The organism is Flectobacillus roseus (assembly GCF_030056595.1).
GTDB classification, from domain to species: domain Bacteria; phylum Bacteroidota; class Bacteroidia; order Cytophagales; family Spirosomataceae; genus Flectobacillus; species Flectobacillus roseus.
Map to the genome: position 1 here is coordinate 508,423 of NZ_JASHIF010000007.1, position 21,979 is coordinate 530,401.

Here is a 21,979-nt window from a genome sequence, read left to right on the forward strand (position 1 = left end):
AATAGAATCTTTTTTGCCTAATGCTTACTGCATAAAGCATATTAATGCAACGTTATTTTGCATTAATACTTACTCGCTCTAGTATTATCGCCTGACTTTGAATCTTTTATCTTCCTTCGTCAAAACTTCTTAGATTTTTGTATATTGCTTTTCTATAACTGAACACCTGACCATGAGCTCAACCTATTTTGTGGATTTGCTTCAGACCATTCGGGAAGAAGAAAGCGCTATCCTTTATAATAACCTCCCCAAAATTTCGGATGCCGAAAAGCAACAAGCTATTATCTATCTTAGAAAAACATATCAAGAGGAATGTATATGTTATCCGCATGGTTATCCCCCTTTTGATGCAAAAGCAGCCTTGTGGGGCGCACAAATACTCTATATTTCTTGTCAATTAGTCTTATTCAGAAAACAAAACCTTGAGGATATACAGGCTTTATTGAACGACTTCTCTAGTCCTAAAACACCAAGTACAGTACTTTCAGCTGACTTAATGCTTCGGTTTCTTCCGAGTGTAATCGAAATACTCCAGTCCTTAACGCCTGAAGATCCTTTGATAGAACTATTAACCCAATTGCTGGAAAAATGGCATTATTCGGGAATAGCTTTTCTACTCAATAGTGAAAATCTTTCTTTCGAAATTGAACTTCAAGATCCTTGTCTTCGACAATTGTATCTTGATAGAGTTATCGAAAACTCAAGAACAGATCTCATACAAAATTCTATATTAAACCCTTTCTTAAGAGCCAACTATGGGATTCATTACCAACACTTTACCCGCTAAACAACTTCATTTACACATGAATGCTATTGACCAATTAAACCAAGTTTTGGAATACCTTAAAAAAACCTTTGTAGGAAAAGATGAAATTATAGATTTACTCGGAATTTGCCTTGTAGCTCGCGAAAATGCCTTTTTACTTGGTCCTCCAGGCACGGCCAAAAGTGCTATTGTTCGCACCCTATCACAATGTATTGTCGACGGAAATAATTTTGAATACCTACTCACACGTTTTACTGAACCTAGTGAAATTTTTGGTCCATTTGATATTAGAAAGCTTAAGGAAGGTGAACTCATTACCAACACAGAAGGAATGATGCCAGAAGCATCGTTGGTATTTTTGGATGAAATCTTCAACGCTAATAGTGCTATTCTTAACAGCCTCCTCATGGCCTTGAATGAGCGCATCTTTAGAAGAGGTCGAGAAACTAGATTGCTCCCTGCGTTGATGTTTGTTGGTGCTAGTAACCAACTGCCACAAGAAGAAACGCTCAATGCATTATTAGATAGATTTTTGATAAGAATAAACTGCAACTATGTGGCTCCCGATCAATTAGAACAGGTATTGATTCAAGGTTGGAAACAACAGAAAAATCCTATTCAAGATATTCCTAGTATTACCCCAAATGCGATCAAGGACTTACAAGCCATGAGTAAAAACATAGATTTGAGCCCTATTCGTGCCCAATACGTCGATTTGATTCATAGTTTGCGCAATACAGGATTTAGTGTATCAGATAGGCGAGCGGTTAAAATCCAAAATTTGATTGCAGCATCTGCTCTATTGGCTGATAGACAAGAGGTTATTACTTCCGACCTTTGGGTGATGCGCCATATCTGGGATACCGAAGAACAAATTGAAACCCTGCAAGCTATGATTGAGGGAGTCATAGGAAATGAACCTATTCCTAATAGCCATCCTCAAGCTTTTCAAAATGCTTTACCTGATGCGGAGGTACTTATGCAAGAAATTATTTCATTAACAGAGCGCTGGGAACAATCAGCAGAAAATTGGGAGGAGAAAAATCTGATTAAAGATCAGCTACGCTTTTTACAAAATCGTAATAACTGGTTGCAATCAGAGGAAAAACGTCGATATATCCAACAAAACATAGATGCATTATGGCAAAAAATCTTGGCACAGAGTTAGGGGCTTTTTACCTATGCACTTCTACTAAAGAAGAGAGTTTTTGGGGTAGTATCCGACATTGGGAAAACGTGAGTATTGCTTATGAAGGCGATAATATTTGGCTAAGAGGATTGACATTAATACAAACTCAATCTGTGGAAGTAATGAGTTTGCTACACAAGCAACTTTTTGTCCAAAAAGAAGGAAAACTCTTTAAAATAGGAAGCTTATTACCTGAAAGAAGCACCCCAGATTTAGAGTGGATACCTCTCAAAAAAGCTATTGGTATAGAGTTGCCGAGTTTTAATTTCAACTTTTTTTATTTATACGAAAAAGTAAGATTTGATTTGGTTCAAGCAACACAGCTACGGGAGTCTGTAGCTATGCTCGTGGACTTATCGGTACTGAAAGACTATGTAGAAACCGCTCCAGCTTTACGGCTATCGGTTTTAAAGTGGGTCATACTGGGAAGTCAACAGGCTTTTTTATTGGGAACTCCCCTCCTACCAATGCAAGGACTTAGTTTTTGGCAAAAAGGAAGATGTTTTTTCCCTGATGGTCTACAGCCAGAGTTCCCAATTTTGTTACCTACACTAGAACAAAAACTCGGTAGCAATCCACTAGACTATCTGGTATTCAACTCCAATGGTCAAATACTTACAGTTTCAGCCTATCAGTTCAAGCAACTTTCGAGAAGTTCTTTTAGACTAAGCTATGAGAAAATCCTTACATCACACTAACTATTAAACCACATTGCCTATTGAATCATATGAATAAGCTAGAGTATTATTTTCAATATCAAGACTATTTTTGGGAATGGGATGTTGACTCCACTATCGGGCAACTTTGTATTTCTATGCCTCATGGTGATACGATTATCTATGAAAAACAACTTCTTGAAACCCTCAATGTACTGTCAAAAACAGGTATTCCCCGCTTGGGTACACTATTGTTGTTATTCATCGCAACAAGTGCAAATGGTCAACAAAACATTGATAAGCTCTATTATCTGTTTTTAAAACTTGACAATGGGTTGCAAGGCAATAATATTGTCGGTGATGCTATTAAGTTTTTACGTCTTGTCTCCAAACTACCTGAAACGCTAAAAAGAGGTAGTCAACGGATATTGGTTTTTCAACAACTCTTGGAGGGTAGCCACAACAATTTTGCGATTAAGAAATCTACCCGCATACTTGATAACTTGAGTTACTTTTGTAAAAGTCGAATCGATTTTCCAGAAAAACAACGATTCAACAGTAGCGTCTTTGAAAAAGATGTTCGTCCCATTGCACTACTATTCAAAAAATACCCTAATGCTGAAAGCATAGTAGCCAAACTAAGCAATCTCCACGAGATTAACCTTGAGGATTTTGAGCAAGAAATCGATCCGTCAGACGATAACCCTATGGTAGATTGGCATGAAGAGCTATTATCCAATCCTAAAACTTTTCATACCGCCGCACTAATCAAAAGCTTATGGGCAGGATTGCATATACCATTTCAAGGAGATACTCCTAGTCAACAACCCTTGGGTGGGGTTACCGATTTGAGCAATAAAGGCAACCTTGAACGTCTGCTGTTATCAGAACTTGCCCATGAGGATATAGTGCTTTTATCGAGACTAGCGCATAGCGAAGCGCTTTATTTACAACGTGAACTTCCTCCACAAAACAACCCTAAAAAGCGAGTATTTTTAATAGATATTTCGATTAAAAATTGGGGAACGCCCAAAACACTTGCTTTCTCTATTTGGCTGTCATTGCTCAAGCATCCAAAAGCCAAAATGTCGACAGAATCTTTTGTCATTGGCAATGATTACACCGCCATTTCAGCTGATAATATTGAGTCGATCATCGAAGGACTTGACCTTCTCGATTACTCGCTTCATGCTGGCAATGGTATAAAAAAGTTTTTCGATACTCAATCATTCAAGAAGTCCCAACAAGAAATCTTCTATATTTCGAACAAAGCATCGACTACCTATCCAGCGATACAAAAAGAATTATCATTGGTTGCACCGATGATTAACTACTGGATTTATGTAACTCCAGAAGGGAAAATAGAGATTCATTATCAGCAAAACAAAGGTCTTAAGCCAGTACAAGAGCTCTTGTTACCCTTGAAATCACTTTGGGAAAAAACACCACCCATTAGTAAGCAGACCACACCTCAAAAGAGAGAGAGAAACAGCAATGCCTATCCAATATTGATACCTCCTCAGCCTCAATTGGCACGTTTCACCTTCAAGGCTAAAGATGGCAATACCTATTTTATTGTTGCCAATGCCCTTTGTAAAGCGCTAGACGAAAACAAAGGTTGGGAAGTATTACTTGATCGTAAGGAAATGGCAGAATCCTATGCACTAGGAATCAATAACTCAAATGAGGTGATACTGCTAGCGTTTGTACATTCACAGAAAAAATTAAGTATTTACAATATCAATACAGGATATTGGGACTCTACCGAACTTGCTAGTTTTAAATGGAAAAATCTCTTTTTTGATGGTAATCATTTCTATATGATACAGAAAAAAATGAAGTACACTTATGTGTTAGAGAACGGAGAATCACCTCAAACTGGCGCTATAAAAATCGAGACATCTACAGTAGAAACAAATGATTTTGAGACAACAAAAAAAGTAGATATTCAAGCTAAAAAATTAGAGACAAAGTCCAGTATCAACTTTCTTAAAAACATTACTGAGGTAGGTATTAGTAACGAAAATAAAATTTTATTAAATAGACATAGTTTGTCTCTTGATGATGACCATAATATAGTGACTATTCAATCAAGCCTCTCGACAAGCATCCGTCTAACCGCCCAAGCGTTAAAGAATGGCGTTTTTGAATTTCCGAATGGCGCTAGAATTCATACCAATACATTTGGACTGTGTATCCTAGAAAATACAGCTAAAAATCAAACTATTTACTTTCCAACAGTGATGGAAGAACCTATTGCCATGAGTACCAAAGAGGATTGTTGTGGCAATACTTTCTTTTTACCCAACCTTCCACTCAAGGAATTAGAGGTAAAGGATTTTAGGAAAAAATATATAGATACATTTATTCAAGATATCATTAACCATGGAACTACAACTTAATCCTCATCAACAAAATCTGTCTCTCAAGGCAGGTTTGTTAATTGCTGGAAGTGCTATTAAATCTTGGCTTTTTGAGCTCCAATCCTTAGGATTAAGTCTTGAAAACATCACCTGTTTTCCCATTCCTGATACTACCCCCAATAGTCTTTGGGGATGTTTGGTGATTATTCCCGAACAGCATTTTCCAATAGATATTCGTCAGCATCAAATTATCTATCAGGCATTTAGCAAAGTATATATCCCAGAAAAGTCAACAGTATTCCCTTCACTCACAGAAGAGGATGCCTGCTCTTTATTTTCTCGTATGTCTGTTTTGATACATCCTTACTTAGGGTTTATTGAACTTTCAACACCTATCAATTGGATAGAAACAGTACAAACCCCTGATTTGTGGGAGACAAAACCAATAACTCCTGCTAATAGCCTGACATTACCTAGTAGAATTAAAACCTTACTTATAAACCCTTCAGAAAGTACTGATGAAATTATTTCACGAATAGAAACACAACCAACACCAGAAAAACCTCTGTTAGACAAACCTCTCAATATCTTCGAAAAAGCGTTATTACTGTTCTATAAAATCATTATCTCTATTGCGTCGAATATATTGCTCAGTTTTAAGGCTACCTCAGCTAGCGATAATGCGCAACAGCTTTCGCGTAAAATCAAAGAGGATTCTTTGTTGACAAAGATGCTTGAACACTTTAATTCATTAGAAAATCGTAATCAAAAATACCTTGATAAACTGTTTGATTTATTGGCAAAAAATCCCTTGGAAGCACTCAAATATGCCATTCCTATCGACGACGGCACCCATAGAGGTTCTGAGAATAATGGCTCATTGGGGTTTTCGAAATATCGAGATTCACTCGCATTATTTGGCAATAACACATATTCGTATGGTGGAGGAAGTACAAGTATGTCAGACGGTAGCGTCGAAAGATTACGAAGACAATATCGTGGAACCGCCGAACAACTTATCCGTGAAGAAAAATACACAGAAGCGGCCTTTATTTACCTAAAATTATTGAAAGAATATTATTCAGCCGCACAAACGTTGGAGAAGGGAAAAAAATATCACGAAGCAGCTTCTGTCTATATCAAATACCTTCATAATTATCATCAAGCAGCTATTTGCTACGAAAATGCGAACCTTATCCATAAAGCAATAGAATGTTATATAAAAACGGAACAATTTGAAAAAGTAGGAGATCTATATGCTAAAATCGAGAAGCATGATGAAGCGATATTGTACTATCAAAAAGTGGCAGACAATTATCATACAGCGGGTCAATTTATAAAAGCATCTTTGGTTTACAAAAATAAGATGCACATGTTCGATAGAGCTCAAGAAATCTTATGGGAAGGTTGGGAAAAAAATCAAGATGCGTTTAATTGTCTTGGTTTATATTTCGGTAATATATCTGATGATACTTTGTGTTGGCAGAAACTTCAGCAAGTGTCCGCTTCATTAACTAACAAACAATATCATTCCTTTTTAGATTTACTTAAAAATGTCTTTAAAAACCGTTTGGAGCTTCAACCCAACATCAAAGAATTAGCCTATGAAATTATTTCAACGCAACTTAAAAATGACTCAAGCATAAGCACCTACCTTTCTTTTTTTGTGCCTAATGACCCACTTTTGATAAAAGATACTATCAGATTCAGATTAAATTCCCGATTTTAAAAGTAAAATTTCTGACTAAAAAGGTGCATTTTAGGCTTATTTAGCCCCACTTTGATTTTTTTTACAAAAAATTTCAAATTTTTTCATCTTCATTTTATTCAGATAATGAGACAGTTATGGCAACCATTACAAAAAACTTTTCAGAAAGTGCTTGAAGTGAGTTTGCATTGTAAGAAATAAGTACTAATTTTGCATCAACAAAACGGTTTGGTAGTTCAGTTGGTTAGAATACATGCCTGTCACGCATGGGGTCGCGGGTTCGAGTCCCGTCCAGACCGCAAAAGCTCAGAAAGAAATTTCTGAGCTTTTTTTGTTTTACTTTTTATTGAATATTTTCAACTATAAACACTTATATTCGACGTACTTTATTTTTATTCTATTATTCTTTTTTTTCTAATTAGATTTTAATAACTTTAGTCTACACAATACAGTAAACATCACTTTTTATTCCTGTACTTCATCAAGATAAAACGTCCTTTTGATACCCTCTTTCAATCAGGACATTGCTATTTCACTTTACACAACATTGATTCATTTGATAAAACAATCGCAATAAATCGCTTATTGTCGTTTGTTGGTAGTATGTACCCATTTTATCTTAGTTCATCTCGGCATAATTTGTACCGCCAGTACACTATGCTTTTATAGTTGTGTAATTTATGAATAACAATGCTTACCTCCTCATTAACCCGCTCAAGGAGTCGTCACTTGACCTAGCGAACAAAATCAAAGAACTTACCTCAGGAAAGGTAGTTATGGCGCCAAATATCGCAGTAGCTCAATTGTACCTTCAACAAGAATTGTACAACGCGATTTTTCTTACTTTACAACCAGATCAAGATATTCAATCTTTGATTTATCAGTTGCCGTCCAGTATTCCGATTGTGGTAGTTAGCCCAATCAAAGAATTGGCGTCAATAGCTTATGAGTATGAAAATATCGTCGACTTTATGCTTTACCCTTCTAGCGAAGCGCGTGTATGGAGAGCTTTGAATAGAGCTCAATACACTCCTATTCTTTCAAACACACGTATAGAGGATAGCTATGCTTTCATAAGAGCTGAAGCTCAAATGCTAAAATTCAACTTTAATGAAATTGAATATTTCTCTGCATTTGGTAGCTATTCAAAAATACATACAAAAGACGGTGTTCTGGTTATTAACGAGCCTCTCGATGTCTTGATGAATATTCTGCCTAGTGGTGTGTTTAGACGAGTTCATGATGCTTATCTTATCAATATCTATAAAATAACGGCTGTGGATTCGAAAAGCTTTTTTGTTCATGATAGAGATATTCCCATTGGAAAATCTTATCAAAAATCCATTAACTTCCTTTTTAATGTGAAAGCCCAATTTGTATAAATTACGATTGCGTTATTATACTTTAGGCAGAAAAGCTTCCGTGAATTCATAGGAAATATTTTTACCGAAAGCGCATAACTGAGAGCCGAATACCATAAGCTAAAAGTATAAAAGCGTGCTAGCCTAAGGCCTACGGATTATAGGCTAGAGCATATTAATCGTTAATACTTAAAAATGGTTAGGAATACCTTCAAATCGAAGTACTCCTAACCATTTTTAGTATTTCACAAATGTATTATTTGATTATAAACACTTTAAGTCAAGGCTTAATTAGCCGTAATTTTAGTTTCTACAATATTGTTATCTACACGACCTTCTCCACCCGAGCCATACAGAATAGTTACTGTGATGTTTTGACTAGTATTGGAAGGAATACCTCCTTTTCGAGTGACAGTAAACCCAATTTTCTTAAAACTATTTTGAGGAATACTAACGCCTGGTTTTGCCGTTACGGTAATAAAGTTTGTGTTTTCTGAAAATGTCCAATCACTGTTACTATTGGTGGATCCTCCCAACACATTGGATGTTCCTGTGTTGATAGAATAAGTAATATCAAACCCAGAGATTTTGGTAATTCTAAATCCTGTGATATTGCCTGATACATTTTGGACATTATTTTTTTCAAAAACATTTACCACAATATCCCTTGCATTGGAAACACTTGTGAATTCCAAGCTATTTATTTCGGTAGTTGGGGTCAAATCTGGAATTGGCGCATCTTTCCAGTCGCTCGACGAACCATCAGATACATTTGGCACACCATCACCATCGGTATCACAATTTCCAGTACAATCTATTTTGCCATCCTCGTCCAAATCCCAGTTCGGATTTAGACCAGCCTCTAATAGGTCCGAAATACCATTATTATCACTATCTACGTCATAAGGATTAGGCTTACCATCAAGATCGGTGTCGGGAGGTGTAAGTCCCAAACCCGCTGCTGCTGCCAGCGGTACACCCTGTAGGTTAACGGGGCCATCAACCATTCCGTCCTCATTCAAATCTATGCCCAAAGTTTCAGCCACATCTCTGATACCGTCATTATCGCTATCCAAATCTATTCTATTGGGAGTTCCATCTCCATCGGTATCAGCACTAAGTTGGGCATTTTCAACGGTATCTAAAATACCATCATTATCGTCATCCAAATCTGTTACATCCGCCAAGCCATCTTTGTCTGTATCCAAAGGACAACCACTTGGTGCAATACCTGCTACCAATGGGCAAGTATCTATTTTATCGTTATAGGTATCACCATCAGTATCTGGATTTTTGGGGTCTGTGGTAGTCAAGTCTGGAATACCGTCGTTGTTGGGATCTATTTCTTCTTTGTTGGTAAGTCCATCGCCATCACAATCCAAAGCTTTCCACGCCAATGTGGTGGAAGCATATACTTGGTCGACACTATTGTAGCTACAACCATCTTTCGGATTGGTATTGTCGAGCGGTGTTAATGCATTATTATCTGTACCAGTAAGCTCTTTGTAATTGTTTACGCCATCTCCATCACAGTCGGCAGTGCGCCATAATGTGGAAGTATTGGCTAATATTTGATTGGTAGCATTGTAGCTACAGCCATCTGTATAGTTTGTTCCATCTGTTATTTCTTGAGAATTAGAAACACCATCACCATCCATATCAGGATTAGATTCACGGTAGTCTGGTGTACCTGAGCTATTGAGGTCTGGAGGAGTTGGGCTATTGGCATCACCATAACTGGTAGAACCATCGACGGAGGCAATAATTCCGTCGGCATCGAGGTCGAGGATACTATCTATTTTGCCATCACCATTTATATCCAGAGTTGCAGGATTACTAATGCCACTTTCGAGCAAATCAGATATACCATCATTATCGCTGTCTAAGTCGAGGTAATCTGCTCCTGTTGCGCTGTCGCTATTGAGAGGTACAGGATCGCTAGTATCGCCCCAGTTGGCACTTCCATCGGCGCTACCCATTATACCGTCGAGGTCACTGTCGGTTCCATCAACGATTCCGTCGCCATTGGCATCAATCAATGCTGCATTGCCACTTTCTATAATATCATTGATTCCATCGTTATCGCTATCTAAGTCATAGGGATTTTTGCGGGTGTCTAAATCGGTGTCGGACAATAGCAAGCCAGCACCAGCACTCGCTGGTATCCCTGTTCCTCCAATGATACCATCAGCAATTCCATCAAAATCAATATCGATACCACCACCTTCAATTACATCGTTGATGCCATCGTTATCACTATCTAAGTCGATACGATTTGGAACACCATCTCCATCGGTGTCAACATTGGCCTGTGCATTTTCTACAGTATCCAAAATACCATCGTTATCATCATCCAAATCGATACTATCTCCAACTCCATCGTTATCAGTATCAAGAAATACTGTAAGCGAAGTGGTGCTGTTGTCATTACCAGATAAATTACCTGTCGTTTGTGGACCATTAAATCCTAGTGTACCAGTGATGGTTAGCGGACCACCGACGTTGACACCAGTATAACCAATCTCAATTTGACTACATGTTGCAGGGGCAATCGGTAGCGTATTTTCGAGACGAATATTCGACCCATCGTTAGAAAGTACTGTCCAACCTACGATATTCACAGGTACGATCGAGGACCCAACCAGTGAGCTTGGAAGGCTAATGAGGGGTCTTAACTTATTGGCCGCAGCCGTTCGGATACCACCATCGTTGTTACAAATATCAATTATGACTCGCCCTGTACTAGAGCCTTTGGCTACAGCAGCAGGTTGATTCAAAATATTTATACTAACATCTTGGGCGGCCGCTATCCCAGCAATACAGCTGAAAATAGCACAGAATAATACTACTCTTGGCAAAATGTACATAGTATAGATTGTGTTTGGTAAAAAATAAACGGATGTGAATTTTCCTTTACGAGATAGTTCCAAACAAGGATACTTATGCGGCTAAAGTGCGCAGATGATTGCGATAGAGATTCTAAACAATTGGATAATCCAATAACAATATCTACTTAGTGCGATTCGTGTTTTCTTGTTTTGATACTAGAACATCTATTTATTCAACTGCCATTTTTGATTGTTTTTTACAACTTTCTGTAAATAGCAATAAGCTCAGTAAAATTAATGTGCGGTTAAGTTTACTGAACAGTTTCAAAATTTGATGTAAGGATAAAGGAAGATTACACTAGATATTCTTCATTGATACCAATAAAGAACATGATTATCTATACAATATTCGTGCCGTAGTTATCTGGCTTATTTAAAAACCTTTATAGCTATACGTAATTACCGCTACCCTACATCAAACCTTAGCATTAGTGATTTTTGTCTATATTCATCATTGAGTACTTTTCTAGATTCAACGCGATTCATCTGAGCAATTTTCTATCAATGGAGCATCTGAAGCGTCTTTTATTTCAAACAATTTTCTAATTATTGGCTTACATCATCTATCTTCACGGCAAAAAACGATTAAAATATGTCAGTTAATTCTTTCATTGAAAAAATAAAAACTAATCCCGAGACTATCGAGTTTCAGGAAGTGATTGCGGTAATTGATGCCTCTTATCAATTTCAACCAACAAAATTTCGTAATGGAAATACCGTTAATGAAGCAGGTCAAAACTCAGGTTCATGCAAGGTATTTTCATTTGCTAAGCTCAATGGTTTGAGCAAAGAAGAAACGTTGGCTTGTTTTGGCGCTTTTTATCGTAACGATGTGTTGCAAAATCCAGAAGGTACAGACCACCAGAATATCCGTAATTTTATCGAGTTCGGTTGGGATGGTATCGAGTTTGAAGGACAAGCCTTGCAATAACTCAGAGCTGTCGGATAGCGACTTTCGCTGCTTCATCTATGAGCACAAAGCTGGTAGCCGACAGCCAAATACATCATGTGCTTTTCGACGAAAATCCTTAAATTTGTGAATTAACGACGACCATAAGAAATGTTTGCAGAATTAGAAAATCCTTTGTTTATCGATCCCCACGAACTTGACCAATATTTGGCCGACGGGTGGTTTAGAATGGGGCAAAGTGTTTTTACGACAAACTTTCTCAAGTTCAACCACGTATTCTACAGTGCGCTTTGGCTTAGAATTAATCTTCTTGAAGCTGAATTTCCTACTACTAAAAGTAAACTCCAAAAGCTCAACAGCAAATTTGAAGTAGAAATACAGCCTGCTCAAATCAAACCCATTCAGGAAACTTTATTTGATAAATATCGTAGCCATATTACCTTCGAAACCTCCAATTCGCTGGATCAATTACTTTTTAACAATACACAAAGAGATATTTTCAATGCCTACGAGGTAAATGTTTATGATAAAGAAAAACTGATCGCTACTGGTTTTTTTGACTTAGGTCATGATAGCGGCGCGGGTATTTCTTGTTTTTATGACCCTGATTACAAAAAACATAGTCTAGGCAAGTATTTGATGTTTTTGAAAATGGATTTTTGTATCGAGCGTGGACTAACATTCTTTTACCCAGGCTATTTTGCACCAGGTTATCGCTTATTTGACTACAAACTTGACCTTACCAAATCTGCGATGGAATTTCTTGATTTTCGCGATAATCAGTGGTATCCTATGTCAACATTTTCTGCAGACAATACCCCCTTGATTGAAATTCAAGAACGTTTGACTGAACTACAAATGCTGATTGAAAACGCAGGTCAAATTAGCAAAGTATATCATTATGAGTATTTTGACGCTAATCTTGTCCCTTCGCTTAATGGCTTAGGCTTGCTGGACCACCCTGTCATGTTGGTATGTTTTGAAAGACAACCCAATCAAATTAATCCTATTGTACTGTTTGATATTCGCAAAAAACACTATCAACTTTGGCTTTGCAATAGTGTGTATGGTATGACCTATGAGAGCGAATATGATAATTTTTACGGAGAACATTTATTACATCCTTTTCGTCATCTTGTTAGCTGCGATACGGCTGAGGCCATGGCACAAGTAGTGACCACAGCACTAGTCAAGGTCGATGACTAGATCATATTTAACCCAATACAATTCCTTCATCAATATTTTAAAAAAGTATCCTTGTAGATTTATAAAGCCAATTTTAGCCCAAGAGAAATTATTGGCACATAATTAGCTTATTTCAGATAAACGACGTATTTTACAATACAATTGCAGAAATTAAGGGAGCATTTTTACCTATCGATTGACAATTACATTATAAAGCGTATCCCTTAAGACATCGAGAAAACAATCTAACCAAGCGACTATGAGGTTCTTGAGTGGAACAACTAAGCACATCCATCTCTTAAGACGATTGGTGCTTATCATAAGTTTACTGACTACTTTTGATACAGTTTACGCTACTAATTCGGGGCAAATAGATTTGAGAAGTGTAAATTTGGAGGAACATGCTCCCATTTCTTTAGATGGAGAGTGGGCCTTTTATTGGGAAAAACTTTTTACACTTCAACAAGTTCAGCAACATCAACCCGACTACTTTATCCATTTCACCAAAGTTTGGAATAAAGTCCCTCAACTCAAAGAGACTGCCAAGGCCTACGGCTATGCAACGTATCATTTGAGATTGCTTATCGATGCAAAAAAGACACCAGTTTTGGCCTTTTCTATACCCTCCATATATACCAGTTATCGTTTTTGGGTCAATAACACAGAACTAGCCCACAATGGGATAGTTGCCAAAGATAAGGATCATTATAAGCCTCAATGGCTTCCTCAGGTTCAGTCATTTGCTGTACAAAAAGATACCCTAGACTTGGTCATCCAAATCGCTAACTTTGATCATTATAAAGGTGGAGCCTCTCGCCCCATTAAAATAGGAGCGCCTAGTCGTGTATACCACGAGCGTGAGCTAGAATTAGCATCTGATATGTTGCTCACAGGGATTTTGGTGATGGGCGGTCTGCTGTTTTTTGGATTGTATCTGATGGGACAACACGAAAAGGAAGTACTCTATTTTGGCATATTCTGTTTGCTTTTTGTATACCGAGTAATTGGCGTAGACAATCTCTATTTTTTTCATTATTTATTTCCTAGTCTTGACTGGCACCTGACCATCCATCTCGAATATGGTGCTATGTTTCTGAGCATATTCATTTACAGTTTATTTTTAAGAAAACTTTATCCATACGAAACCGACGGCCTTTTTATCTATTTTATGGCAGGAGTAAGCTTGGCATTTTTCATTATGATGCTTGCCGCTCCTGTTCATGTGTTTACTTATAGCGCTAACCTTTTCTATTATCTAGTATTAGTTTTTGTTGGATATAATTTCCTTACGGTCATAAGGGCTTATATCAACAAACGCCAAGGCACCATTTATGCGATGTTGAGTATGGTTTTCTTCGGACTAGCTATCAGCTTGAGTATTTTAGGACATTATCAAATCATAAACTACTATCCTATTTATTTCTCGATGGGATATCTAGGATTTATCTTTTTCCAAAATCTTATTTTAACATATCGCTTTGCCTTTTCATTACGTAACTCCAAAGAATTAGCCGAACAAGGAGCGAGAGCAAAATCTGAGTTTTTGGCCAATATGAGTCACGAAATCAGAACTCCCCTGAATGGTATCATTGGGTTTACAGACTTGTTGATGAAAACCAAACTTGAGGAAACTCAACGTAAGTATATGTCGACGGTTTCACAATCGGCACATTCGTTATTGGATATTATCAACGACATTCTGGATTTCTCGAAAATAGAAGCTGGTAAATTGGAGCTATCCATTGAAAAAACAGACATTTTCGACTTAGGCAATCAGATTATCAGCATGATAGCGTTTCAGGCAGATAGCAAAAAACTAGAAGTTCTTCTTAATATTTCTCATGATATCCCTAGGTTTGTCTGGACAGACCCTGTTCGTTTAAGACAAATTTTGGTCAACCTATTGGGCAATGCCGTAAAGTTTACAGCGCAAGGAGAAGTAGAGTTGAAGATTGAGGCCTCTCAGAGCTACAACGAAGGAGAATGGCATTTGAAATTTTCGGTAAGAGATACAGGTATCGGGATTGACGAGGCCAATCAGGCTAAGATTTTTAATGCTTTTTCACAGGAAGACGAATCCACAACACGGAGGTTTGGTGGTACAGGCTTAGGCTTGACTATTTCAAACAAACTTTTGGGCTTGATGAAAAGTACCCTTCAACTCAAGAGTAAAAAAGGTCTCAGTAGCACGTTTTATTTCGAAATCACTGTTAAAGCCGAAGAAGGCGACCCATTGCAATGGGATAATTTGGAAAAATTACAAAAGGTATTAATCGTAGATGACAATGCCAATAACCGACATATTTTGAAAGAAATGTTGGCGATTAAATCTATTGCCTCTGATGAAGCGGAAAATGGCATTCAGGCCTTAGATTTTATGAAGGAAGGCCGTCAATATGATTTGGTGTTGATGGACTACCACATGCCATACATGGATGGTCTCGAAAGTATCAAACACATACGAAAACTACCTGACTATACCGCAGATAAACAAGATATTCTTTTGTTATGCAGTTCATCCGACAATCAAGAAATCATTGATGCATGCCGAACCTATTCGGTGAAGCAAAGATTAATGAAACCAATTGGGTTAAATACGTTATTTAATGCCCTGTCACAGTTGGATTCGCTTCATGCAGGAGAGAATCTAATACTAGAAGCTCCACAATGGCTGAGTGCAGAAAAAGTCAATATCATGATTGTGGAAGACAACCCAGTAAACATGATGCTTGCCCGAACGATTGTAAAAGGTCTTTTGCCACAAGCCAAACTTTTAGAGGCAGAAAATGGTAAAGTTGCCGTAGATTTATTTAAGCTCAACTGGGTGGATATTATCTTAATGGATGTTCAAATGCCTATTATGAGTGGTTACGAAGCAACCCGTTTGATTCGTGAGCATGAAAATGGCAAAACGAAAACACCAATTATCGCCTTAACTGCAGGAACAGTGAAAGGAGAGCGAGATAAATGTTTGGAGGCAGGAATGAATGATTATATCACCAAACCCATTGTGAAAGGAGCTTTGGAAAAAGCCCTTCAAGAATGGCTCAATCTTGAACCCCACTTGGCACCAATAACGGTTGTAGAAGATCGTGTATCTTCTACCAATGAAAAAATACACTTCAATAAAGAGGATTTGTCTCATAGACTAGGTAACGATACTACCTTTATGAGTCAATTACTCGAAATAGCTGATAGACAATTACAAGAGTTTTTGGTAGAGTTACATGAATTATTTGCCAAGCAAAATCTCAATGGTATCAAGTCCCTAGCACACAAACTCAAGGGAACTGCCTTATCGAGTGGGTTTGATGAGTTAGCCCATTTAGCCGAAAAACTAGAGAAACGAGAAGAATTTGACCATGATTATTTTGAGCAATTAATCAAGGAGTTAGAGCAAGAAGTTCTTATTACGAGAGGGATTATTGCGAAGGAGATGTAGCTTTCTATCCCCATAAAACAAATAAGGTTGACGAAAATTTCGTCAACCTTAAACCTCAACTTTATTTTGTAATCAATATTTCTTTTGTAACACCAACAATGGAATTTGCGAACTGAGCGTCAAGTGCTTGATAATGCTTTCGTGGAAAAGTTTTTCGACAAAACCTTTTGGGCGTTGTGCCAAAATCACGGCATCTGGCTTCTGATTTCGAATGTATTTGTCGATACCTACAATGGTGTCGTCTCGATATAAATTGCGGAAAATGATTTTTTCGCCTCCGAATTCCTCTTCCAACAAATCGATGATTTCACTTGACGGGAATATCTCTGGACTCAAGTATTCTTTTACATGAACCAATTTGGTATGATCTATTCCCAATAGCGCTCCAATGTTGATAATTTTGTTGATACAGCCCACTTCATCTCCTTCTAAATCACTGGCATATATCACTTCTTTAATGGTCTGAATCGTAGATTGTTGCGGGATAACCCACACAGGAATCTTACTTTTCTGGGCAATACTCAATGCTGTTGACCCAAACAGATTGGCCAATACACCTCCTTCTCCTAAACTTCCTATTACCAAAAAATCTGCTCGAACTTCGGCTGCCGCCTCCAAAATATTGTCAACAGGATTGCCAAAAACCAATTTTGTTTCAAGCTTATTGGCTAGCACATCTCCATATTTTGCCAGCATATCGTCCTTGGTTTGTGCCAACAAAGTACGTGTTTCTTCTAGCGCTTCTTGCATCAAACCTTGCTGAGGCAAAGGCAGTACAAAGGGAGTCGTAGAAACAGGCGATTCGTAAGCATGTAACAAGATAATCTTTGCATCGATAAGCCCCGCCAGCGATACCGCAAAGTCGGCAGCATGCTTGGCATTGAGACTAAAATCTGTTGGCAACAAGATAGTTTTCATAGCTTTATCTGTTTTGTTGAGCACAAATCTCCTTCAAAACTGCTATAACTTATATGAGTTCAGTTAGCTGATTTTGTGACCTTTATCAGTAACTCAGCTACTGATTAAAGTCATTATTTGTACCCTTTAAACTCATTCTATTGGGCTATTTCTTCTTGAATATTTGCTATCAAAACAGGGGATAAAATTTGAAATATTTATGGCAAGTCACACACAAACACCAGTCCTTATGTTGTTCTACGAAACTCATAAGGAAGAGTTGGAGGTTTTTGAGAGACTCAAAAAAAACAATCCAGCTATTGCAAGCTACCTTGCGGTTAGTGTAAAAAACAACCCAGAGGTAGCCAAAACTTTCAAGGTGACTCAATTGCCGACCTATTTAATTTTATACAATGGGAAGGAGTGTTGGCGTCATGTTGGAAATGCAAATATCGATTTACTGAAAAACAATCTAGCCTTGATTGAACCCATCAATCGTGAAGCATTCATATAATACAGGCCTTTTGTCCTGATAGACAAAAGGCCTGTAGCATTTGAACAATTATCAACAAACGACTTGCACTTCTACCATTAAGCACATTGTCCTTAGGCAAACCTGCCGAGACCCTTCTACAACTATCGCTATTTTTAGTAATACCCCCTTGATTGAAAGGCTTGGTACAAAAGGCATTTCCAAGCATTTATCCTTTGCCTAACCTAAATCAATAAACAGCATGAAATCGCAATTTTACCTTCAAAAACTATTAACACTTTGTCTCATTATTGGAGTGACATGGAGCAATACTTCTATTGCTCAAACACAAGAAGATTTAAAATCCTTTATTCAAAAATTGCATTCTGACCAAGCTTACGCTAAAGAATTACAAATAGAAAATCCTGCCGACGTAGTAGCATTTTACCAAAATTTAGCTTACAAAACGATTTGGCTAGAAGGTACATCAGATTATAAAAAAGAGTATCTTGATGTACTCGAACACGCTTCTGACTATGGACTCAATCGTACCAAATATCATTATAGTTATTTATCCACTAAGCATCTTCCGACGTTAGAGTATGAGCTTATCATGACACACTCCATCATGGAGTTTTATAAAGATATTGCCAACGGCATTACGTCGGTAGATTGGTCCTACAACGGTTTGGGATATAATAATCATTGTCTCAACCCTACTGCGATGCTCCTCAACACCTACGCTAAAGGAAGTGTCAAGGATGTGATCTCTTTTTTGCAACCGCAATCTTTGGGCTATCAGGCAACGCAAAACCTTTTGACTCGCTTGAATACTTTTGTTGAAAATGAAAGCTTTCAAGAACCTCTTGTCAGTCAGGCCGCGACACTATTAGAAAACAAAGAGCTCATCAAAAAGCTCTATTTTCTAGGCTTTTTGCCTACAATAACCGACGCTAGTATTCTCAAAGAAGGGATGATTACGAATGCGCTGAAAGGCTTTCAGTCATTATATAATATTGTACCAGACGGTATTCTTGGTCCAATCACATTGTCAAAATTGGCGATTCCTTTAGTCAAACTACGTGCGCAGCTCATTCTTAATCTCAATCGTTGGCGAGTAATCAACTGCCTTGATAATCAACGATATATCCAAATCAATATTCCTTCTGCTACTTTGGCGCTCTATGATCGAGACAGCTTGGTGATGCGCATGAAAACGATTGTCGGCAAACCAATTACCCCAACGCCAACGCTTTGTTCTGAAATCAATAAGATTACCTTTTTCCCTTACTACGAAGTTCCTAAAAATGTAGCCATCAACGAGCTATTGCCTGTGCAGCAAAAGGAACCTAGTTTTTTTGAGAACAATGGCTATCAATTAATAGATGAAAAAGGGTTTGTGCTAGAGGCCAATAGTATTGATTGGAGCACTGTATCGAAAGACTATTTTCCTTACAATGTCCGTCAGGTAGCTGGCTGTGATAATTCATTAGGATTACTCAAATTTGACTTTGAGAGTCCGTATGCGCTGTATTTGCATGATACCAATCGTAAAGATTTGTTTAGTAAAAATAAGCGCTATCTGAGCAATGCCTGTATTCGTCTTGAAAAACCTTATGAATTAGCAACCATGATTTTTCAAGATAGAAATCTGGTAGATGAGTTTGTCAAAAAGCGCTTTGAGCCACATTTGAGTCCCACAAGCTTTGGTTTAGAGAACCCAGTAAAAGTATTTATCACCTATATCACTGCCGACGTTGACGATTTTGGCAGTTTGGTGATTTATGAGGATATCTATAAAAAGGATATTTTAAAATAGGGGAATAGGAATCATCACAATTGCAGATTGAAGATTTCTGATTGCGGAATTTTGTTTCTTACAAAAAGGAGGATATATATCCGAAATCCAACATCCAATATCCGACATTGAAAATCATTAGTATCGCCTTGCCTAAGTGCTCAACTCTTTCCAACAAAAATCATATATCCTAATGACTTTACTCTTAGTTTAGGGATGTACAATAAACCAAATTTGTACTGTAATCAATTGCTAATCAAGCAAGTCAGATTACATTCTTAGTATAAAACCGACCAAGTCTTTTTTATTTTTTCTATAACAAAACAAAACCTTTATCATCATGAGTACTATCGAAAACCTGGAAGTTGATCGTTCATTTAAGTATCAATTCTATCACCGTGAAAACAGCGAATGGCTCAAATCTTTGGATTTTTTCAAAGAAGAAATTAAATATCTAAAAGGGCTTATTGCGAATGTTAACAAGAAAAATACTTCGCATGAGGTACAAAATGAAACCTTTATTTTCAATCGTGAATTAGACAGTCTTGCTGGCGATATCGATACTGTCAATCAGTCAATCATTGAAGAAGAATGGGGATTTGATGATGACGCCATGGGTAAAGACTTTTTACTGGGTGAAGAAATCTATAATCGTCATATTGTTATCCGTGAGAATTTCCAAAAAGCTGAAAAGGCTTTCTATGATATAAAACATCGTTTGTACAGATTTTTGTGTAAATCGTTGTAAAACCAACTGTTCGTTTTGTGCAGTAAAAAAAGCACATTTCTTACAAAATATTATTACTTGTTAGTTTGGGATGGCGAACGGTTTTCTTGGTTGAGGAAACCGTTTTTTTAGGTTCTCCGCCATTGTTGGAGTTTTCTCCAAAAATCCCACAAACTGCTTTTTTCACTTTGACTTTTATCAGTATTACTTATGACGAATGTTCTATGATAGGTTCCTAAAATGCAGGAACTTTGACATATCAAAAATGACAAACGCTATGGAAAATGTTCTATTTGAGCCAAAAACAAGTTCGTTAAAGTTTGAACTTTATCACAGAGAAAACCAGCAATGGTTATCTAATTTGAGCTTTATCCGTGACGAAATTCAGTACTTCGAAACTTGGATGGAACATTTGCGAGAATTGAACCTATCAAGAACATTACAAAATGAATGGATTGCTTTGGAGGAACAATTTGCGCAAGAAAGGGTAGAGACTCAAGCCTTGCTCAAAGCCATCGAACATGAAGAATTTCTTTTTGGATTGGAAACTCAACAGAAGGACTTTCAACTAGGCGAAGAACATTATCTAAAGCACCGCAACTTACGAGTTCGCTTTAGGGCTATCGAAAAAGATTTTCATACAAGTAAGCACTCATTTTATGAATTTATGACCGACATCATGAACTAGCTATGGAAACTTTAAAATTTGAGTTATGTCATTTTGAAAACACCAAATGGGCAGAAAGTTTGACTTTCTATGCTGATGAAATAAAGTTTTTTGTCAAGTTGCTCAATGATGTTTTGCAACACAATACGGCTGAAAACATTACCACAAAGGCAGAAGACTTTCTGGCGTTATTCAAGCATAGCAAATCAGAAATAGAAGCCCTAGCTATTGCGATTTTGGCACAAGAAAAATCCTTCGCCGAATACGCTCAAGGCAAACAGTTTTTGTTTGACCAGCAGGTACAAATGATTCATGAGCGTCGTCGCTCAGCGTTTCAAACACTCGAAAAAGACTTTATTTTACACAAACATCAATTGTATCAGTTTTTATCGAATGTGCTATAAAGTTATTAGTTAATCGTCTATCTGTTCGAAAACAGATTCGTAATTAAAAGTAATGATACGGATAAGACGAAAACTTGACAACTTATTTAATGAGAAATAACAAGTGGTTTAGAGATAGATTTGAATGGCTCCCTTCTTTAAAGGAAGCCATTTTTGTTTGTATAAAGAGCTTTAAAAACGCTTAATTTAGTGAATTGAGATTGGGTGAATGAGTAATTATTTACCAGTAGAGACGTAATGATTGTGTCCTAAGCCGAATAGTATCTAGCTATGGTAGTATCAAAACATGAGTCATCCCGAATTTTTCGTAAAGACTTTTAAAAAAGAAACCTCCTTGTTTACTTTGTGAATCACGACAAACACAAACAAACAGGAGGTTTCTATGCATAAAGCATTTCTACAAAATAATGACATAAAATCGAGTAAGTCAAGACTCTCTCATTTACTTCTTCATAAACTTGATCTTTATCTTTCAGAGGTTCAATTATCCTTAGATTCTGTTCTGGATAAGCGTTTAGTTCGTACTTTTTACGATTTAATAGTTGC

The 21,979-nt window shown here is 37.2% G+C and carries 16 protein-coding genes and 1 tRNA gene; 15 read left to right on the forward strand and 2 right to left on the reverse strand.

Annotated features, from left to right (window positions below; translation table 11 throughout):
- Nucleotides 1-172 precede the first annotated feature (172 nt).
- The 7 genes from QM524_RS09015 (at nt 173) to QM524_RS09045 (ending at nt 8,064) form a co-directional block, all read left to right on the forward strand.
- Nucleotides 173-787: a hypothetical protein gene (locus tag QM524_RS09015; RefSeq protein WP_283344303.1), complete on the forward strand. Its 615-nt coding sequence runs from the start codon at nt 173-175 to the stop codon at nt 785-787.
- Complete coding sequence (locus tag QM524_RS09020; protein ID WP_283344304.1) at nt 756-1,934, forward strand: AAA family ATPase; 1,179 nt, start codon at nt 756-758, stop codon at nt 1,932-1,934. Before QM524_RS09015 ends, QM524_RS09020 begins: the two co-directional genes overlap by 32 nt.
- Nucleotides 1,907-2,653 (forward strand): hypothetical protein, encoded by a 747-nt coding sequence (locus QM524_RS09025; RefSeq protein WP_283344305.1) that lies wholly within the window; start codon nt 1,907-1,909, stop codon nt 2,651-2,653. The genes QM524_RS09020 and QM524_RS09025 overlap by 28 nt, the downstream gene beginning before the upstream one ends.
- 29 nt (nt 2,654-2,682) lie before the next feature.
- The gene (locus QM524_RS09030; RefSeq protein ID WP_283344306.1) at nt 2,683-5,013 is read left to right on the forward strand and encodes a hypothetical protein; all 2,331 of its coding nucleotides are present in this window, start codon (nt 2,683-2,685) and stop codon (nt 5,011-5,013) included.
- A complete protein-coding gene (locus QM524_RS09035) occupies nt 4,997-6,703 on the forward strand; it encodes a hypothetical protein (RefSeq protein WP_283344307.1) in 1,707 nt (568 codons plus the stop codon). Before QM524_RS09030 ends, QM524_RS09035 begins: the two co-directional genes overlap by 17 nt.
- A 204-nt stretch (nt 6,704-6,907) precedes the next feature.
- Nucleotides 6,908-6,981, forward strand: a tRNA-Asp gene (locus tag QM524_RS09040).
- 381 nt (nt 6,982-7,362) lie between these two features.
- Nucleotides 7,363-8,064: a LytR/AlgR family response regulator transcription factor gene (locus QM524_RS09045; protein ID WP_283344308.1), complete on the forward strand. Its 702-nt coding sequence runs from the start codon at nt 7,363-7,365 to the stop codon at nt 8,062-8,064.
- 266 nt (nt 8,065-8,330) lie between these two features.
- On the opposite strand, the gene QM524_RS09050 is transcribed toward QM524_RS09045, so the two are convergent.
- Complete coding sequence (locus tag QM524_RS09050) at nt 8,331-10,910, reverse strand: hypothetical protein (protein WP_283344309.1); 2,580 nt, start codon at nt 10,908-10,910, stop codon at nt 8,331-8,333.
- A gap of 613 nt (nt 10,911-11,523) precedes the next feature.
- Here QM524_RS09050 and QM524_RS09055 point away from each other — a divergent pair.
- From QM524_RS09055 to QM524_RS09065, 3 genes are all read left to right on the forward strand, one after another.
- Nucleotides 11,524-11,862, forward strand: a complete 339-nt coding sequence (locus QM524_RS09055; RefSeq protein ID WP_283344310.1) for a HopJ type III effector protein — start codon at nt 11,524-11,526, stop codon at nt 11,860-11,862.
- Between the two features lie 129 nt (nt 11,863-11,991).
- Nucleotides 11,992-13,047 carry an arginyl-tRNA--protein arginylyltransferase gene (locus QM524_RS09060; protein WP_283344311.1) on the forward strand — a complete coding sequence of 352 codons (1,056 nt, stop codon included), beginning with the start codon at nt 11,992-11,994 and terminating at the stop codon, nt 13,045-13,047.
- A gap of 238 nt (nt 13,048-13,285) precedes the next feature.
- Nucleotides 13,286-16,468, forward strand: a complete 3,183-nt coding sequence (locus QM524_RS09065) for a response regulator (RefSeq protein WP_283344312.1) — start codon at nt 13,286-13,288, stop codon at nt 16,466-16,468.
- 72 nt (nt 16,469-16,540) lie between these two features.
- On the opposite strand, the gene QM524_RS09070 is transcribed toward QM524_RS09065, so the two are convergent.
- Nucleotides 16,541-17,386: a universal stress protein gene (locus tag QM524_RS09070; protein ID WP_283344313.1), complete on the reverse strand. Its 846-nt coding sequence runs from the start codon at nt 17,384-17,386 to the stop codon at nt 16,541-16,543.
- A 199-nt stretch (nt 17,387-17,585) separates the two neighbouring features.
- Between QM524_RS09070 and QM524_RS09075 the strand changes: the two genes are divergently transcribed.
- The 5 genes from QM524_RS09075 to QM524_RS09095 all read left to right on the forward strand — a co-directional run bounded on the left by QM524_RS09075 (nt 17,586) and on the right by QM524_RS09095 (nt 21,433).
- The gene (locus tag QM524_RS09075; RefSeq protein WP_095162096.1) at nt 17,586-17,879 is read left to right on the forward strand and encodes a thioredoxin family protein; all 294 of its coding nucleotides are present in this window, start codon (nt 17,586-17,588) and stop codon (nt 17,877-17,879) included.
- Between the two features lie 220 nt (nt 17,880-18,099).
- The gene (locus QM524_RS09080; protein WP_283344314.1) at nt 18,100-19,656 is read left to right on the forward strand and encodes a L,D-transpeptidase scaffold domain-containing protein; all 1,557 of its coding nucleotides are present in this window, start codon (nt 18,100-18,102) and stop codon (nt 19,654-19,656) included.
- 319 nt (nt 19,657-19,975) lie between these two features.
- Nucleotides 19,976-20,383, forward strand: coding sequence for a hypothetical protein (locus tag QM524_RS09085; RefSeq protein WP_283344315.1), 408 nt, complete (start codon nt 19,976-19,978; stop codon nt 20,381-20,383).
- Nucleotides 20,384-20,639: 256 nt separating this feature from the next.
- Complete coding sequence (locus tag QM524_RS09090) at nt 20,640-21,050, forward strand: hypothetical protein (protein WP_166579091.1); 411 nt, start codon at nt 20,640-20,642, stop codon at nt 21,048-21,050.
- Between the two features lie 2 nt (nt 21,051-21,052).
- Nucleotides 21,053-21,433 carry a hypothetical protein gene (locus tag QM524_RS09095; RefSeq protein WP_283344316.1) on the forward strand — a complete coding sequence of 127 codons (381 nt, stop codon included), beginning with the start codon at nt 21,053-21,055 and terminating at the stop codon, nt 21,431-21,433.
- Nucleotides 21,434-21,979 lie beyond the last annotated feature (546 nt).

Coding starts and splice junctions, on each gene's coding strand:
- QM524_RS09070 (WP_283344313.1), bottom strand. CDS start 17,386: ATGAAAACTATCTTGTTGCCAACAGATTTTAGTCTCAATGCCAAGCAT.
- QM524_RS09020 (WP_283344304.1), top strand. CDS start 756: ATGGGATTCATTACCAACACTTTACCCGCTAAACAACTTCATTTACAC.
- QM524_RS09045 (WP_283344308.1), top strand. CDS start 7,363: ATGAATAACAATGCTTACCTCCTCATTAACCCGCTCAAGGAGTCGTCA.
- QM524_RS09075 (WP_095162096.1), top strand. CDS start 17,586: ATGGCAAGTCACACACAAACACCAGTCCTTATGTTGTTCTACGAAACT.
- QM524_RS09095 (WP_283344316.1), top strand. CDS start 21,053: ATGGAAACTTTAAAATTTGAGTTATGTCATTTTGAAAACACCAAATGG.
- QM524_RS09030 (WP_283344306.1), top strand. CDS start 2,683: ATGAATAAGCTAGAGTATTATTTTCAATATCAAGACTATTTTTGGGAA.
- QM524_RS09060 (WP_283344311.1), top strand. CDS start 11,992: ATGTTTGCAGAATTAGAAAATCCTTTGTTTATCGATCCCCACGAACTT.
- QM524_RS09025 (WP_283344305.1), top strand. CDS start 1,907: ATGGCAAAAAATCTTGGCACAGAGTTAGGGGCTTTTTACCTATGCACT.
- QM524_RS09090 (WP_166579091.1), top strand. CDS start 20,640: ATGGAAAATGTTCTATTTGAGCCAAAAACAAGTTCGTTAAAGTTTGAA.
- QM524_RS09055 (WP_283344310.1), top strand. CDS start 11,524: ATGTCAGTTAATTCTTTCATTGAAAAAATAAAAACTAATCCCGAGACT.
- QM524_RS09050 (WP_283344309.1), bottom strand. CDS start 10,910: ATGTACATTTTGCCAAGAGTAGTATTATTCTGTGCTATTTTCAGCTGT.
- QM524_RS09065 (WP_283344312.1), top strand. CDS start 13,286: ATGAGGTTCTTGAGTGGAACAACTAAGCACATCCATCTCTTAAGACGA.
- QM524_RS09085 (WP_283344315.1), top strand. CDS start 19,976: ATGAGTACTATCGAAAACCTGGAAGTTGATCGTTCATTTAAGTATCAA.
- QM524_RS09080 (WP_283344314.1), top strand. CDS start 18,100: ATGAAATCGCAATTTTACCTTCAAAAACTATTAACACTTTGTCTCATT.
- QM524_RS09015 (WP_283344303.1), top strand. CDS start 173: ATGAGCTCAACCTATTTTGTGGATTTGCTTCAGACCATTCGGGAAGAA.
- QM524_RS09035 (WP_283344307.1), top strand. CDS start 4,997: ATGGAACTACAACTTAATCCTCATCAACAAAATCTGTCTCTCAAGGCA.